The sequence below is a fragment of the Candidatus Accumulibacter cognatus genome (assembly GCF_000584975.1).
In the GTDB taxonomy this organism is placed as follows: domain Bacteria; phylum Pseudomonadota; class Gammaproteobacteria; order Burkholderiales; family Rhodocyclaceae; genus Accumulibacter; species Accumulibacter cognatus.
In genome coordinates this window covers 1-14,325 of sequence record NZ_JDST02000038.1, presented here as the reverse complement: position 1 = coordinate 14,325, position 14,325 = coordinate 1, and the positions used below count along the sequence as shown (strand labels likewise).

Here is a 14,325-nt window from a genome sequence, read left to right as displayed (position 1 = left end):
ACAGGCTAAGGAACGTTTCAAAAACAATTTGCGAAAGCTGATCAATGGAATCCCAGCATTTTCCCAGTCCAGCAATGAATTTCCACAGATTGATTATTGAACATTCCTAAGATGCAAGGCGCCAGCGAACGACGAGACATATCAGACAGATAGGCGCTGAGTGAGCGAGCGCGCAACGTCACGGTTCGGTCGCGCGGTAGATTGATTCACCCCGTCTCAGTCGGCGGCGGCCCCGCCGGCTGGCTTGCCCGCTTCCCTGGCAGCCTGCCTGGCTTCGCGCTCGGTCTCCTGCTGCGCCCGCTTCTCGAGTTTGGCCTGTCTCTTGGCCTGCCTGGCCGCTTCTTTGCGGTGCCCTTCTTCGGCCTTGGCCGCCTTGGTGGCCAGCTTCTGCTCGCGTGCAGCGGCCTGCGCCGCCTCCTCGGCACGAAAGCGCTCGGCACTCTCCTGCTGCCCTGCTTCGCGGCGAGGCTGATCGGCAAGCCGCTGTGCTTCCTTCGCCTCGACTTCCTGCCTCTTCACCGCGCGCTCGAAGTCACGGGCCGGTTGATCGAGCTGACGAGCCTCGATGATCGCTGCCGTATAGTGCTTCTTGGCAGCTGCGAGACAATCATTGACCATAAACTTGGTATAGCAATTCTTTTGCTCGGTCTCGTAGCGACGCTCCGCCTCGGCGCGCATCGACGCGGCTCTCTGCCGCTGTGCGCCGGCCTCTTCGAGCGTTTGCGGCAGCGGCGGTGAAACCTCAGCCCAGGCCGCGCAACTGATCAACAATGAAACCACCAGCCATCTGCCAGCACGCATTGCATCCTCCTGTCCGGCAGCCGAGTGCCACTGACGAGTGAACTTCGTGGCCAGCGAGGCCGCACCCGACATACCTCTAGAATGGGGCACTCTAATCGGCGCAAGCGTCTCTTGGCTATTGACCAGCTTAATCCTTCAACAGGTGTTCTTTTGAACACCGATAGTCTACCGGAAAGCCAGAAAATAAGGGCCTTCCACGCGATTAATGTAGTTCCAGTCGTAGCATCTGGTTGCCATGCATACCGGTCTGCGCTTATGCTCACATTTGTTTGCCAAATGTCGTCCGTCGTTTGTTCCTGGTCAATACGAGTTGTTGGATTTTGAATCTTTCCGTGATGGTTAACGCCCGAGGAGGTTTGATGGAATCAACCCCTACCCGATCCTGTGCGCTTGTCATGGCACTGATGCTCGCCTGGTCAACGGTGCTGGCGCAGCATTCCCAAACTACTCTGGCACCTGGAGCGACGGTAGGAAATCCGCCGGCCAAGACCTTCTCCCAACAGGATCTTGATCGGCTCCTGGCACCGATCGCCCTCTATCCGGATCCGCTGCTGGCGCAGATTCTGATGGCGTCCACCTATCCCCTCGAAGTGGTTCAGGCAGCGCGCTGGGTGAAAGCCAATCCCAAGGTCAGCGGAGCGACGCTGGAGACGGCGATGGCCAAGCAGTCCTGGGACCCGGCGGTCAAATCGCTGACCGCCGTACCGCAGGTGGTACAGCAGATGAGCGACAATCTCGACTGGATGCAGAAGCTCGGCGACGCCTTCCTGGCGCAGCAGCAGGATGTGCTGGACACCGTGCAGAGCCTGCGTGCCCGAGCCGACACGACTGGACATCTCAAGACCACCGAACAGCAGGTAGTGAGAATCGAGACGCAGGGCAGCCAGAAGATCTACGTAATCGAATCGCCCCAGCCCGAGGTGGTATATGTGCCCAGCTATAACCCGACCGTCGTTTATGGCAGTTGGTGGTATTCCACGCCACCGTATTACGTCTACCCACCGGCCTATGTCTATCCACCTGGCCTCGCTTTCGCCACCGGCGTGGTCGTCGGCGCGGCGATCTGGGGCAGTTGCAACTGGGCTTGGGGCCGCGGCAACGTCGATATCAACGTCAATCGTTACAATTCCTTCAATCGCACCAACATCAGCAGCAACCGCTGGAACCACAACGTCGATCACCGCGGGGGAGTCGCCTACCGCGATCAGAACGTCGCCCGCCAGTACAACCGTGGCGGAAATGCGCAGGCGGTACAGGCGCGCGAGAATTTTCGTGGCCATGCCGATGCCGGGCGCACTGAACTCAAAAGCATGGATCGCGACCAGTTGAACGAGCGCGTCGGGCAGGCTGATGGCCGATCGCGCGAGTCTCTGGGTGCTCGCGGTGAAGCTGGGCGACCAGAGAACCGGGGACCGGAGCGTGCCGTGTCGAGCGACCGCAGGCTGAGTGATGATCGGGGTGCTGGGACCTCGACACGTGACCGCTTCGAGGGTGGCGCGCGGCCGCGCAGCGCCGGAATGCACGAGCCTGCGGGTAGCAGCGGCTTCTCTGGAGTGGGCAACGGTGCTTCGACGCGTGAGGCCAGCCAGCGCGGCAGTGCCAGCAGGGCAGACATGGGAGGTCGAGGTGGGGGTCATGCAGCCTTCTCCAGTGGCGGCGGATATCGTGGTGGCGGCGGAGGCGGAGGTGGTGGCGGCTTCCGCGGTGGCGGCGGCCGTGGTCGCTGAGAAGGTCCGTCCCCCCTTTCTGCGGAGAAAAATACGATGAACTTCCATAACACGATGCAAGCGCTCGCGCTCGGGCTGCTGCTGGTGACATCACCCATGATCAATGCTGCAGAGACTGTACCGGCGACGCAGAAGCCTGCTCAGCAAGGCTTTACCCAGCCTGAAGATGCCGTCAGGGCGCTGGCTGAAGCCGTGCGCGCCAAGGACGTAAACGCGCTGTTGGCCGTGCTCGGTCCGGCATCGCGAAGCTGGCTGGCAAGTGGCGATACAATTGCCGACCGTCGGGACTGGGAGAAATTCCTGGCTGCTTATGACCGCAAGCACGCTATCAGCCTGACATCGGATGGCCGAGCGGTGATTCTTGTCGGCGATGATGACTGGCCCTTCCCCGCTCCTCTGGTACGCCGGGGTGATCGCTGGGTCTTCGATGCGGCGGCCGGACGCGAGGAAATCATCAACCGACGTATCGGTCGGAATGAACTGGATACGATCCAGACGCTGCTGGCGATCGTCGATGCGCAACGGGAGTATGCTGCCGATGACCTGGATGGCAATGGATCAAACGACTTCGCCCAGCGTTTTGTCTCCAGTGAGGGCACTCGCGACGGTCTTTTCTGGCCGGTCGAGACAGACCAGCGGCCAAGTCCGCTGGGACCGCTGGTTGGCGCAGCGACGCGCGAAGGCTACGTCCCGAAAACCGCTAGCGTGCAGCCGACGGCATATCATGGCTACCGTTACCGGATGCTGACCGCACAGGGCAAGGATGCGCCAGGCGGCGCCTATGACTATCTGGTCAATGACAAATTAATCGGCGGCTTTGCCGTCGTTGCCTATCCAGCGAAATATGGGGTCTCCGGGATAATGACCTTCATCGTCAATCACGACGGCACGGTCTTTCAGAAAAACCTGGGCAAGAATACCGAAACTGCTGCGCTCAGGATGAGCCGCTTCAACCCGGATAAGAGCTGGCAGAAAGCCGAATAGAACGCCACGCGGGACCGGCTCGTGATCGCCGTCTGGTACCCCCGATCATTAATCATTGCTCAAGGATTACCATGCGAGCGCAGATGGAATTCATCTCTGCTGATTTTCCGCCCTATCCAGGCGAGGACAACCAAATCAATCCTGGTCGTTACGGCCTCCGCCTGGCAGAGTACCTGTCCCAGCAGTTGCCGGCACACGGCTTCCTGATCCGCACGGTCGGAGTCGAGGACTGGGGGGTGATGGTTGAACTGGTCAACCCTGACTACCCGCTCTGGATTGGTTGCAGCAACTACGAAGAGAAAGAGAACGGCTTCCTGTGTTTCATTGAGCCATCCACGCCATTCGTGCGCAAGTGGTTGAAGAAATTTGCCAATGCCCCAACGGTTGAAAGACTGGCGAACGCCATGGAAATGATCCTGCTGTCCAGTGGCAAAGTGTCGAACCTCCGCTGGTGGTCTGAAAACGAACTGCTCGCCAAAGATCGTTGATTCTCTTCAGTCACGGCATTCGATCACTCCAAGGATTTGTACACCATCATGCGTACCCGCCGCGTCTTCCTGAATCGTCTTGATCCAACCAACGAGCCCACCGATGCCGTAGTGGTGATCGACGTGCTGCGCTCCTTCACTACTGCTGCCTATGCTATTGCCGCCGGTGTCAGCAGGATTTACCCTGTGGAAACGATTTCTGGAGCCTTCCGCCTGCTGAGACGTTTGCCGGACGCGGTCACCACCGGCGCCATCGGCGGAGGGGACCCGATCCCCGGTTTTGATTTCGGCAATTCGCCGTTGGCCCTGCAAGGCGCTGACCTGACTGGCCGGCCGCTGATTCAGACCACCGCCGCGGGTGTCCGCGGTCTTGGCCGTTTTCGCGACGCACGGGCGCTGTTCGCCGGCAGTCTTGTCTTGGGCCGTGCCACGGCAAAAGCGCTGTTGGCGTTAAAACCGGAGGAGGTATGCTTCGTGATCACCGGCGAATGGGTCGATCGCGACGGTGATGAGGATATCGCCTGTGCGGACTATCTCGATGCACTGCTGCACGGCGAAAACCCCGACCCGGAACTCTACGCCGCCCGCGTACGCAACTCCGATTTCGGTCGCCGCTTTCAGGCTGACAACAACCCTAATCTGCCCATCGGCGATCTCGTTCTGTGCGCACAACCCGACCGCTTCGATTTCGCACTGCAGGCTTCGCACGCAAACGGGCAGCTGCAGCTAAGGCAGACGCGCACTGGCCAGGCGGATTCCCTTCGTGTATCCGGAGCACTCCGCAACGGCCTGAGATTACACGAAAATGGGTACGCCGAACACATCCAGGCCTAGGCCTTGAAGCCCCGAACCAAGGTGAATTTGTTCTCTTCGAGAGATCGTCCTGCAGCGCCGGCCGAACCTTTGCTGACAGAATAGCGCCGGCTTCCCCGTACTGCTGTTCCGGTCGGCCGCTGGCCAGTCCGGCTACTGCCGGGCCGGTTGTCGCGGTCACACGGTTTCCCGCCCCATGGAGTTGTGTAATGCTCGCCGCCGTCCGTCACTGGTTTGCCGACAACATTCTCGAACTCGTCCGTGCAATGCGGCTTTCCTACCTGCCACCACTGCTGGTCTATGCCGCAGCGGGGGTGTCCGGGTTGACCGAGATCGTTGGCACTTTCTTCGTCAAGGAGTACCTCGGCTTGTCCGCAGCCTTCCTCGCTGCTCTGGGCTTCTGGGCAGGGATTCCCTGGGCCTTGAAGATGCCGCTCGGACACCTGGTCGACCTGATTTGGCGGTACAAGGCCGGGCTGGTATGGCTGGGCGCCGGACTGATCGCCACCAGCCTGCTGATCATGCTCGGCATGGTGGCCGAACCGCGGCGCATGGCTGAGCTGATGTCCCTCGAGGCCTGGTTCGTTGTCGCCACCCTGCTTTCACCGGTCGGCTATGTCTTGCAGGACGTCGTTGCCGACGCAATGACCGTCGAAGCCGTGCCGCGCGTCAATGAACACGGGCAGCCGCTGTCACCGGAAACACGACGACTGATGAATACCACGCTGCAGACCCTCGGTCGCATCGCCATCATTGCCGGCGGTATCCTGGTCTCGCTGGTCAATGTATTCATGTTCCAAGGGACCGAGACTCTGGTGAAAGAGGCCAAGGTGGGAATTTATACCGAGGTCTTTGGCATGGCATTGGTGATCCCGGCGATCTCGGTTGCCGGCGTGCTGCTGGCGGCACTGCTCAAACGCTTCGATGCAAGGCGGCTGCGCGCCCGTGGTTTTGACGAGACCAGATTGTACGGCGAGCTCGAACCGCCACCGGATCCCGTCCGGCCCGACTGGTGGATCCTCGGTGGCAGCGCAGTGTTCGTTGCCATCAGTCTGTCGGTCGGACTCTCGGGGCTGGCTTTCGGAGAAGAGATCATCTTTGCCGGCTCTTTCGCGGTGATTGCTTTCCTGATGGCGAGGCTGCTCAGGGCACTCGATGTGGAGTCGCGGCGAACGCTGCTCGGAACCGCGATCGTGATCTTTGTCTTTCGCGCCATGCCGGGTCCCGGTGTCGGTTCCACCTGGTGGATGATCGACGTGCTCGGTTTCGACCAGTCCTTCCTTGCGCAGCTTTCGCTGATCGCCAGTGTGCTCACGCTGTGCGGTCTGTTCGCCTTCCGCCGCTTCATGGGCGAGCGTTCGATCGCCTATATTGTCGGTTTTCTGACGCTCACCGACGCGCTGTTGAGCTTGCCCACCCTCGGCATGTACTTTGGCCTGCACGAATGGACCGCAGCGCACACCGGCGGCGTCATCGACGCACGCTTCATCGTGCTGATCGACACTGCGCTGGAGTCACCTCTCGGGCAGATCGCCATGGTGCCGATGCTGGCGTGGATTGCCAATTCGGCACCGGCCAATCTCAAGGCCACCTACTTCGCGGTGATGGCATCCTTTACCAACCTCGCACTGTCAGCTGCACAACTCGGCACCAAGTACCTGAACCAGTTTTTCGAGGTCAGCCGCGAGATTCGCGATCCGCAGACCCACGCTCTCAAGGTGCCGGCAGATTATAGCCAGCTCGGCGGGTTGCTCACCGTGTCGATCATACTCAGCCTATTCATGCCCTTCGCAGCGATCTGGGTGACGCAGAGGCTCAAGCTGCGCAGTGCCTGAGGTGTGTACATCTCTGAACCGGACGCGGACGCAGGCCATTCCACCAGCGAACATGCTTGCCTACTCGGAAAATGCTGGGCATACTTTCTGGGCAGTTTGTTATTGGAGAATCTTCGGGTTCCGCTGACCATGCCAACCCTGTTACGTGCCCGGCAGGCCGACATCACCACGCTTGCGGTCGACGCGATCGTGAATGCCGCGAACTCGTCGCTGCTTGGCGGCGGTGGCGTCGATGGCGCCATCCACCGCGCAGCCGGTCCCGAGTTGCTGGATGCCTGTCGCCGAATCGGTGGCTGTCAAACCGGCGACGCCAAGCTCACCAGCGGCTATCGCCTGCCCGCCCGTTACATCATTCACACCGTTGGCCCAGTCTGGCATGGTGGCGACCGGAACGAAGCCGACTTGCTGGCCTCGTGTTATCGGCGTTCGATCGAGCTTGCCAGCACCCAGGGCGTGATCACTCTGGCCATCCCGAGCATCAGTACCGGCATCTATGGCTACCCGATCGAACAAGCCGCAACGATTGCGGTGGCGACGGTGCGTTCGTCGCTCCAGGCCGACGGACCCCTCCAGCAAGTGATCTTCTGCTGCTTCTCCTCGCGTGACTTGCAGGTTTACGAAGCGCTACTCGGGGAGAACGGTCTCTGAACTCGCTGCGGGGCACGCAACCCGGACAACGGCGTGTGCCGGCCTTGCAGCGAATCCGCAGGCTTGCTGGCCTCGCCACGGGACAGTGCCAATCATATGACTGGCAGCTCCCGCTGGCCATCTGTTCGAAGATCACGGGTACCTGACGATGCGCAGATAAGGTTTCGGTGCCTCCCAGCCCTGCGGAAACAGAGTCCTGGCTTCCTCATCGGACACCGAACCGGCAATGATGACGTCCTCGCCCTGCTTCCAGTTCACCGGCGTGGCGACCTTGTACTTGGCAGTGAGCTGCATCGAGTCCAGCGCGCGCAGGATTTCGTCGAAATTGCGCCCGGTGGTCATCGGGTAGGTCATCATCAGCTTGATCCTTTTGTCCGGCCCGATCACAAAGACCGAACGCACGGTCGCGTTGGTGGCCGCCGTACGGCCCTCCGAGCTGCCCGACTCTTCGGCGGGCAGCATATTGTAGAGCTTGGCTACAGCTAGATCGGTGTCCCCGATCATGGGGTAACGGGGCAAGTGGCCTTGTGTTTCTTCGATGTCCTTGGCCCAGCGCGCATGGTTTTCCACCGGGTCGATCGACAACCCGATGATTTTGCAGTTACGGCTGGCAAATTTGTCCTCAATGCCGGCCATATAGCCGAGCTCGGTGGTACACACCGGAGTGAAATCCTTCGGGTGAGAGAACAGAATTGCCCAACCGTCGCCGATCCAGTCATGAAAGCGAATGGTGCCCTGGGTGGTCTCGGCGCTGAAGTCGGGTGCAACGTCATTGATGCGAAGTGACATGGTAGCTCCTCTGCTTACGGGGGTGAAAAGACCGTCCACAACGGGTGAAGCTGGACAACAACAGAAAACCGGATAGAGTATCGAGAAGTATCCTTGACGATGGCGGCGGCAGTCAATCAAAAATGCATTCACATTATTGATGTCCAACCCTCTCTAGGCTGGTATGGGTTAAGGGCGTGGATCGAGCAAGGATTCAAACGCCTGAAACGGGGGGCGTTTGGCCATGGCAATCCTCCCGCCTGCACGATCGCGCGCGTAACGACTGTGGCTCGCGATATCGGCCTTGGCCACAACTTGTTCAGGCCGGATCAATAGGTCTTGAGCCGGTAGCCGGTCTTGAAGATCCAGGCCACGATCGCCAGAAATAAAGCCAGGAACAGCAGCGTCATGGCAAGGCTGATACCGACACGAACGTCGGCGACGTCATAAAAACTCCAGCGGAAGCCACTGACCAGATAGACCACGGGGTTGAACAGGGTAACCGTCTGCCAGATCGGTGGTAAGATATTGATCGAGTAGAAGCTGCCGCCCAGGAATGTCAAGGGGGTGATGATCAGCAGCGGCACCAGTTGCAGCTTCTCGAAATTATCGGCCCAGATGCCGATGATGAACCCGAATAGACTGAAAGTCACCGCCGTAAGTACCAGGAAAAGCAGCATCCAGAAGGGATGCGCAACCTCTATCGGGACGAACAGGCCGGCTGTGGCAAGAATGATCAGGCCGAGGACAACAGACTTGCTGGCGGCTGCGCCGACATAACTGGCGGTGATTTCGAAATAGGAAACCGGAGCCGACAGCAACTCGTAGATCGTTCCCGTGAATTTTGGGAAATAGATGCCGAATGAAGCGTTGGAAACGCTTTGCGTCAATAGCGATAACATGATCAGCCCCGGCACGATGAAGGCCCCGTAGCTGATGCCGTCGACCTCGGGAATGCGCGAACCGATCGCCGCGCCGAAGACGACAAAATACAAGGAGGTCGAAATCACCGGCGAGACGATGCTCTGCAGCAGCGTGCGTCGGGTACGTGCCATCTCGAAGAGGTAAATCGCACGCATGGCCTGCAGATTCATTTTGCCTCCTTCACTAGTCTGACGAATATGTCTTCGAGCGAACTCTGGGTGGTGTGCAGATCCTTGAAGACGATGGCTGCGTCATTGAGATCCCTGAGCAACGCAACGATGCCGGTTCGCTCGCCTTGCGTATCATATGTATAGGTCAGTTCACTGCCATCGCTCGACAGTTCCAACGGGTAGGCATCGAGTTCAGGTGGGATGCCAGAGAGTGGATTCAGCAGTTGCAGAGTCATCTGCTTCCTGCCCAGCTTGCGCATCAGTTCAACCTTGTCTTCCACCAGAATGATCTCGCCCTTGCTGATCACCCCGATCCGTTCAGCCATCTCTTCGGCCTCGTCGATGTAATGGGTGGTCAGGATGACGGTAACCCCGGTGGCTTTGAGCGAGCGCACCAGTTGCCACATGTCACGCCGCAGGTTGACATCGACTCCGGCTGTCGGCTCGTCGAGAAACAGAATCTGTGGCTCGTGCGACAGCGCTTTGGCGATCAGCAGGCGACGCTTCATGCCGCCCGAGAGGGTGATGATCTTGTTGTCCTTCTTGTCCCACAGAGAGAGCTCGCGGAGTATCTTTTCAATGTAGGCTGGATTGGCGCGCTTGCCGAAGAGGCCACGGCTAAAGGAAACCGTCGCCCATACCGATTCGAAAGCATCGGTGGTCAGTTCCTGCGGGACCAGACCGATTTTTGCGCGCGCTGCCCGGTAATCGGTGACAATGTCGTGACCGTCCACCCGCACCGTTCCTGCGCTGGCATTGACGATCCCGCAGATGATGCTGATCAGGGTGGTTTTTCCTGCACCATTGGGACCCAGCAAGGCGAAGATCTCTCCGCGGCGAATATCCAGACTGATTTCCTTGAGCGCCTGGAAGCCGGTGGCGTAGGTCTTGCAGAGTCCAGCGATGGAGAGGATGGTCGGCATGGACGCGACCATAGCAGATCCCGACAGTGGATTGAACAGCGGCATGAGCATCTCGGCGGCAGGCAAACGGCCTGACCAGCATGCCGATCCGGCACCGGCACCATATTGACTATAATTTAGCATATTAAATCTATGTGATGATTGCCGCGGCTCGACGGCCAGGGCAGCGGCACACATGCTGCGGTATATCCTGGCCGCACTGTCGGCAAAGGACCCCTGCAGCACACGGGTGAGAGGACAAAAACACCATGAGCAACCCGACGCCACGGATTTTGGCCATAGATAACCGGCTGGCCAATCTGCTGACGCTGCGGGCTACACTGACTCCGGAATTCGAGTTGCAGTTCGCAAGTTCCGGCACACAGGGACTGGCGATGGCAGCGGAATCCCCCCCCGATCTGATCCTGATCGATCTCATGATGTCGGAGATGGATGGCTACGAGACCTGCCGGCGGCTCAAGGCCGACCCCCGACTGCAAGATATTCCGATGATCTTTTTGACGGAGCTCGGCCAGGCCGGGACAGCGTGTACCGAGCAGGTCCCGAGTCCTACCGATACCGTCTTCACCCCGCCGATCCTCGCAGAGATTACCCGCCGACGTATCCGCAATCTGCTGCATCGGGAACAGTTACGCAGGGCGGCCGAGAAGTACCGCAAGCACCTTGCAACGAGAGAACAAGCACTGCTGGAAAGTGAGGCATTCACGCGCACCATTCTCAATTCGCTGACCGAGAATCTGGCCGTTCTTGATCCGCAGGGAGTCATCGTTTCGGTCAACAGGGCCTGGCAACGCTTTGCCGAGGAAAACGGGGCACCAGGTCTGGCGACAAACTCCGTTGGCCTCAGCTATCGAAGTGTCTGCATGGCTGCCGCCGGACAGCCGGGTGGAGATGAAGCCTTGCAGGCCTGGGCCGGTATAGTAGCGGTGCTGACCAAGACTCAGCCACACTTCAGCCACGAATATGCCTGCAACTCTCCAGATCGGGCACGCTGGTTTCGCATGCGCGTTGATCCGATGCTTACGCCCGGCAAAGGCGTCGTGGTGGTCCACGAAGACATTACCCCGCGCAAGCAAGCGGAAAACGCCTTGCGCGAGCAGGAGGCGTTTTTCCGCTTGATCACCGAGAACCTCGAAGGATTCGTGGCGGTTCTCGACATTGAAGGACGGCGGGTATACAACAGCCCGTCCTACGCGCGCCTGCTCGGTGACCGGAATCTTTGCGGCACATCCTCATTCACCGACATCCATCCGGCCGACCGCGAACGAGTCGTCGGAGCTTTTCATGAGACAGTCGCCACGGGGATCGGGCACCATCTCGAATTTCGCTTTGTGACGGCCGACGGCGGCATCCGCCTGATCGAATCTCGCGGTGGGGTCATCAGGGACGATGAAGGCCGCATCAAACGGGTGGTCGTCGTTTCCCATGACGTCACCGAGCGCAAGGCCGCCGAAGAGCAAATCCACCATCTGGCTTTCTATGACGCCCTCACCCAATTGCCCAACCGCCTGCTGCTCAACGACCGTCTGCAGCAGAGCATGGCAGCCAGCAAGCGCAATGCTTGTTATGGCGCGTTGATGTTCATCGATCTCGACGACTTCAAGCCAGTGAATGACCGGCATGGCCATGCAGTCGGCGATTTACTTCTGATCGAAGCGGCGAATCGACTGAAAACCTGCGTTCGCGCGGCAGACACCGTGGCGCGTTTCGGCGGCGATGAGTTTGTCGTGATACTGAGTGATCTGCATGTGGATAAAATCGAATCGAGTGCGCAAGCCGCGATCGTAGCAGACAAGATTCGTATCCGCTTATCGGAACCCTACGTGCTAACCATCCGGTGCGAAGGAAGTACAGATTCGATAATCGAACATCATTGCACGGCAAGTATCGGCGTGACGCTGTTTCACGATCATGTTGCCAGCCGAGACGACCTCCTCAAGCGGGCTGATGCAGAAATGTATCAGGCCAAACAAGCGGGACGCAATCTGATCCGGTTTCATGAAGAGAAGGACGGGGTAGACTGACTCGCTTCAATAGTGTCTGGCGAAGCGCCGGATTTCCGGCGCCCTTCCATAGGGAAAGCCTACTGGACTTTTGCCTTGGCACGCAGATCATTCACGTATTTCTGGATCTGCTCCTGTTGCAGGCGCTGCGTTAGTTGCGGCTTGATCTGGTCGAACGGCGGTACAGTCAGCGGACGGCTGTCCTCTAGCAGGATCACGTGATAACCAAAATCGGTCTTGACCGGGGTTTCGGTGTACTTGCCCTTGCTCAGACTGCCAACCGCATCGCCAAACGGTTTCACGTAACTGGCCGTGCTGTTCCAGCCAAGGTCGCCGCCTTTGTCCTTGGATCCAGGATCCTTGGACTGCTTGGCCAACTCTTCGAACTTGGCACCCTTCTTCAGATTGGCGATGATGGTTTTGGCCTCGTCTTCCTGTTCAACCAGGATGTGACGGAGCTTGTACTCGGTATTGCCCATTTGGGTTTTCAGCTTGTCGTATGCGGCCTTGAGATCCTGGTCGCTGATCGGGTGCTTCTTGACAAAATCCTGAACGAAAGCACGGATGAAGATCGCCTGCCTGGCCAGATCGGCTTGCGCCGATACATCGGGTTGTTTGTCCAGGTTCAACTTCTTCGCTTCCTGGACCAGCAACTCACGACGGATCAGTTCTTCACGAACCGCGTTCTTCAACTCGGGAGTATCGGGGGCGCCCTGAGCTTTCTGTTCGGCGACAAAGGCGTTGGCGATGGTCTGAGGAATGGCGACGCCATTGACGGTGGCAAGGGTGCCACTTGCAGCCTTCTGGGCTGCCGCCGGGAGTGAGATAAGCGCACCGAGCAGCAACGCGCTGGCAAGTCGGGAAAGCTTGTGCATGTCTGATTTTCCTTCGGTTGGGTTGGGTTAAAGTAAAGCAGTAAAGCGCGTGTGCTCAGGAAGTGTCATCGAGGACATCGCCGAATATTCTGCGGGGGTCAACGCCTGGATGCTCAAGGCATGAATCCGGATAGTCATCAGGTCATCAAGTGCAGCATGCACCAAGCGATGACGCGCCAGACGGGCGAGCTCTGCGAAAGCATCCGAGACGATCAGCAAGCGATAGTGGCCCCCCCCACCCTGCGCACCGGCATGCCCAGTGTGCCGAGCCGAGTCGTCGATCACCTCCAGGCAGATCGGCGCCAGCGCTGTGAGTCGTTGCTGAATGATCGTGACAACGCTGGCCGTAGCACCAGCGGCGGGCACGTTGGTCACGCCGGCAAGGCTTTCTTGAATGGCTTGACGGTTACGGTCGCGTAGACCCCGCTGGCGACATAAGGGTCTGCGTCTGCCCAGGTTCTGGCCGCTTCGAGCGAAGCGAACTCAGCAATGATCAGACTGCCGGAGAAACCGGCCGGCCCGGGGTCAGGAGAATCGATGGCAGGAAAGGGGCCCGCGAGCAACAGGCGACCGTCATCCTGCAGTGCCTTGAGACGCTCGATATGCGCCGGCCGGGCAGCGAGACGGTCGGCCAGTGAGTCCGGACGGTCTTCGCCAACGATGGCGTAGAACATCATTTAGTCTCCTCGATGTACTTCGACAGTATCAACCCCTGGATGACCACAAAAACCAGCATCAGCCCGGTCGCACCAAACAGTTTGAAGTTGACCCAATCGTCTGTCGAAAAGTTGTACGCCACGAAAAGGTTGGCGATCCCCATGAAAATGAAAAAACCAACCCATGACCAGTTGAGTTTGCTCCAGGCGACCTCCGGCAGTTCCATCTGCTCGCTGAGCAATGCCCGCATCAGGTTCTTCCTGAAGAACAGCGTACCTCCGAGCAGGGTCGCCGCAAAGGTCCAGTAGAGCACCGTCGGCTTCCACTTGATGAAGGTTTCGTCCTGCAGGATCAGGGTCATGCCGCCAAAAACCATGATCACTACCAGGCTCACCCAAAGCATGGTGTCAATCTTGCGACCCTTGAACCATAGCCAGCCAATCTGCGCGAAACTCGCAGCCATGGCTACTCCGGTTGCGACGTAGATGTCGAAAACCTTGTAGGCGATAAAGAAAAGGATGACTGGGAAAAGGTCGAAAAGGAACTTCATGGCGGATGCGGTAGACGGATCGAGTGATTATGGCCGATATAACAGACTGCTGTCCATCACTACGGCCATCTGGCCATCGCGGGTGACGCAGCGCTTTACAGTAGGGGGCCGACTCCCTATAATTCCGCCTTCTTTCGAGCGGGGGTATAGCTCAGCTGG

15 protein-coding genes are annotated in these 14,325 nt (G+C 58.9%); 7 read left to right on the top strand and 8 right to left on the bottom strand.

Features of this window, described 5'->3' with window-relative positions:
- Positions 1 to 216: 216 nt before the first annotated feature.
- Entirely contained in the window at positions 217 to 801 is a 585-nt protein-coding gene (locus AW06_RS07825) for a hypothetical protein (protein ID WP_034948289.1), read from the bottom strand.
- A 359-nt stretch (positions 802 to 1,160) separates the two neighbouring features.
- On the opposite strand from AW06_RS07825, the gene AW06_RS07820 reads away from it, so the two are divergent.
- From AW06_RS07820 to AW06_RS07795, 6 genes are all read left to right on the top strand, one after another.
- Complete coding sequence (locus AW06_RS07820; RefSeq protein WP_034948275.1) at positions 1,161 to 2,528, top strand: DUF3300 domain-containing protein; 1,368 nt, start codon at positions 1,161 to 1,163, stop codon at positions 2,526 to 2,528.
- A gap of 36 nt (positions 2,529 to 2,564) precedes the next feature.
- Positions 2,565 to 3,512, top strand: a complete 948-nt coding sequence (locus AW06_RS07815) for a DUF2950 domain-containing protein (protein ID WP_273704497.1) — start codon at positions 2,565 to 2,567, stop codon at positions 3,510 to 3,512.
- A gap of 83 nt (positions 3,513 to 3,595) precedes the next feature.
- Positions 3,596 to 4,000, top strand: coding sequence for a hypothetical protein (locus AW06_RS07810; RefSeq protein ID WP_273704496.1), 405 nt, complete (start codon positions 3,596 to 3,598; stop codon positions 3,998 to 4,000).
- Positions 4,001 to 4,048: 48 nt separating this feature from the next.
- On the top strand, positions 4,049 to 4,834 hold the full coding sequence (locus AW06_RS07805) for a 2-phosphosulfolactate phosphatase (RefSeq protein WP_034948264.1): 786 nt from the start codon (positions 4,049 to 4,051) through the stop codon (positions 4,832 to 4,834).
- Positions 4,835 to 5,022: 188 nt separating this feature from the next.
- Positions 5,023 to 6,648, top strand: a complete 1,626-nt coding sequence (locus AW06_RS07800; protein WP_034948261.1) for a membrane protein — start codon at positions 5,023 to 5,025, stop codon at positions 6,646 to 6,648.
- Positions 6,649 to 6,777: 129 nt separating this feature from the next.
- A complete protein-coding gene (locus AW06_RS07795; RefSeq protein WP_034948258.1) occupies positions 6,778 to 7,296 on the top strand; it encodes an O-acetyl-ADP-ribose deacetylase in 519 nt (172 codons plus the stop codon).
- Between the two features lie 132 nt (positions 7,297 to 7,428).
- Here AW06_RS07795 and AW06_RS07790 read toward each other — a convergent pair whose 3' ends face one another.
- The 3 genes from AW06_RS07790 to AW06_RS07780 all read right to left on the bottom strand — a co-directional run bounded on the left by AW06_RS07790 (position 7,429) and on the right by AW06_RS07780 (position 10,081).
- Positions 7,429 to 8,085 (bottom strand): peroxiredoxin, encoded by a 657-nt coding sequence (locus tag AW06_RS07790; RefSeq protein WP_034948255.1) that lies wholly within the window; start codon positions 8,083 to 8,085, stop codon positions 7,429 to 7,431.
- 308 nt (positions 8,086 to 8,393) lie between these two features.
- Positions 8,394 to 9,158 (bottom strand): ABC transporter permease, encoded by a 765-nt coding sequence (locus AW06_RS07785; protein WP_034948245.1) that lies wholly within the window; start codon positions 9,156 to 9,158, stop codon positions 8,394 to 8,396.
- Positions 9,155 to 10,081: an ABC transporter ATP-binding protein gene (locus tag AW06_RS07780; protein WP_034948341.1), complete on the bottom strand. Its 927-nt coding sequence runs from the start codon at positions 10,079 to 10,081 to the stop codon at positions 9,155 to 9,157. The genes AW06_RS07785 and AW06_RS07780 overlap by 4 nt, the downstream gene beginning before the upstream one ends.
- A gap of 248 nt (positions 10,082 to 10,329) precedes the next feature.
- On the opposite strand from AW06_RS07780, the gene AW06_RS20140 reads away from it, so the two are divergent.
- On the top strand, positions 10,330 to 12,105 hold the full coding sequence (locus AW06_RS20140; protein WP_138677461.1) for a diguanylate cyclase: 1,776 nt from the start codon (positions 10,330 to 10,332) through the stop codon (positions 12,103 to 12,105).
- A 59-nt stretch (positions 12,106 to 12,164) separates the two neighbouring features.
- Here AW06_RS20140 and AW06_RS07770 read toward each other — a convergent pair whose 3' ends face one another.
- From AW06_RS07770 to AW06_RS07755, 4 genes are read right to left on the bottom strand one after another with little or no spacing between them, the layout of a single operon-like run.
- Positions 12,165 to 12,959 (bottom strand): peptidylprolyl isomerase, encoded by a 795-nt coding sequence (locus AW06_RS07770; protein ID WP_034948242.1) that lies wholly within the window; start codon positions 12,957 to 12,959, stop codon positions 12,165 to 12,167.
- A 27-nt stretch (positions 12,960 to 12,986) separates the two neighbouring features.
- Positions 12,987 to 13,334 carry a BolA family protein gene (locus tag AW06_RS07765; protein WP_324547557.1) on the bottom strand — a complete coding sequence of 116 codons (348 nt, stop codon included), beginning with the start codon at positions 13,332 to 13,334 and terminating at the stop codon, positions 12,987 to 12,989.
- The gene (locus tag AW06_RS07760; protein WP_034948239.1) at positions 13,331 to 13,633 is read right to left on the bottom strand and encodes a YciI family protein; all 303 of its coding nucleotides are present in this window, start codon (positions 13,631 to 13,633) and stop codon (positions 13,331 to 13,333) included. The genes AW06_RS07765 and AW06_RS07760 overlap by 4 nt, the downstream gene beginning before the upstream one ends.
- Positions 13,633 to 14,166 (bottom strand): septation protein A, encoded by a 534-nt coding sequence (locus tag AW06_RS07755; RefSeq protein WP_034948235.1) that lies wholly within the window; start codon positions 14,164 to 14,166, stop codon positions 13,633 to 13,635. Before AW06_RS07755 ends, AW06_RS07760 begins: the two co-directional genes overlap by 1 nt.
- Between the last annotated feature and the right edge of the window lie 159 nt (positions 14,167 to 14,325).